General features: G+C 49.7%; 1 protein-coding gene and 1 pseudogene. One reads left to right on the top strand and one right to left on the bottom strand.

Features of this window, described 5'->3' with window-relative positions; all coding sequences use genetic code 11:
- Window positions 1–100 (top strand): annotated as a pseudogene (locus MXB90_RS17660) (IS5/IS1182 family transposase); the annotation flags it as partial.
- Between the two features lie 283 nt (window positions 101–383).
- Here the strand turns inward: MXB90_RS17660 and MXB90_RS17655 are convergent.
- On the bottom strand, window positions 384–1,283 hold the full coding sequence (locus MXB90_RS17655; RefSeq protein WP_250046719.1) for an SGNH/GDSL hydrolase family protein: 900 nt from the start codon (window positions 1,281–1,283) through the stop codon (window positions 384–386).
- Between the last annotated feature and the right edge of the window lie 223 nt (window positions 1,284–1,506).

The following is a 1,506-nucleotide window of genomic DNA, read 5'->3' as shown; positions in this document are numbered from 1 at the left end:
GAGGGACTTCGAACGGCAGGTCGCCGAGTTCCAGATCCGCGTCGCCGTGCTGAACGGCTTCACAGCGCTCGGAATACCCGTCACTGAAGCTGTGGGATGACTCTGTCCAGGGAAAGGGAAACCTCGGCCATCAGCTGATTTGTGCAACAGAGCCGGTGGGCATTACCGGCACCCCGCGCACCTGGACGGGGCGTGTCGTGTCGCTGGATGATTGGCGGCGGCTCTCAGAATGGGACCGGCACGGCAGCACCGGCAAGATATGGAACGGGCTAACCCGGCGATGGGTCAATCGGACCCATTGATTGAACGGCCATTTAGCAGCAGAAATTTTCTGCCCAAGAAAAAATTACATCAATCAAACAGGAAATCTCAAAGGAATTGACCTACCGGACAAAAGTTCTTTTTAATTTTTCGAGCTTCTCCAAAAAATTAGTCAATTTAGAAGGACGACTGACCGCCCGGCTTATCTCATCAAAAATTACATCGGCGACCTTGCCCGCACCACTCTTGTTTAGGTGATTGGCGTCGTAAAAATCATCCCAATTCAACTTACAACGCTCGCCAAGGTCAAGAAGGGTGACTCTTCGGTCGCGCTTCGAAAAATCCCGAACGGCGCCATTATAGATATTCAAACGCTCAACTTTTGTCTTGTAATACTTGTGCGTTTTGCTCCACTCACTTTCAGGGCATATTGGTTTTGCAATAAGGAATAGCTTTATCCCTGCGGCATGACACATAGCGGATACGCCAGACATCAATGTCACATAGTCCTCAGTGCACAGTTCAACAGAATCGTTCTTAAATTCAGGCGACGCTGGAACCAGGGGGGAATACCACGGGTGAGGCCGCCAATAGCTCCGCTTATCACGCCAGCAATCAGCATCGAAGGTACCAGCACACATCACAACGGCGACGGGTCGCATCGGCAGAATTTTAGCAACAAACGTGACCACTGAATTCAGGGTTGTGGATGCCGCATAACCGGCATTCATGAATTCGAGACGCCGTGAAAGCACAAGGGACAATTCATTCATCACATCGCAAATTCTAGCGCCTTGATCTACAAAGGCGTACTCGAAGAAGCTATCGCCAAGCAATACAACTCTTTTCGCCCCTTGAAGCTTTTCACAGTGTGAACTCTCTACAAAGCCATTTGCATCAACTTTAAACGTATATGGCCTAAAATCTATTGTTCCGTTAAATCCGAGAAACTCTGTGGGATCGGGCGACCTCTCGCGGATTGTCCCTGGGGCGTGCTCTTTCAGTCGAACATTTCTGGACATTGGAAACTACCAGTGCAAGTTTAACAGTTAATTGGTCTCTCACAGAGAAATTGTCTTGACCATGGCCCAACATCCATAAATTGCCTCCAACATGCAAGACAGCGAGGCAAGTCATCGTGCGCAGCTGGAACATCAACCAACATAAGCACTTAACAGGCCGCTGAAATAGTCCCGGCTCGACAGTGGTTTGAGAACATGATTCACCCTCGGCACGATAACGGCG

The organism is Phaeovulum molybdatiresistens, from assembly GCF_023544865.1.
GTDB lineage: Bacteria > Pseudomonadota > Alphaproteobacteria > Rhodobacterales > Rhodobacteraceae > Pontitalea.
The sequence above is the reverse complement of the archived record's forward strand: the minus strand, read 5'-3'. Positions and strand labels throughout refer to the sequence as shown.

Excerpts from the sequence above, each read along its gene's own strand:
- MXB90_RS17655 (WP_250046719.1), bottom strand. The coding sequence starts at position 1,283 with ATGTCCAGAAATGTTCGACTGAAAGAGCACGCCCCAGGGACAATCCGC.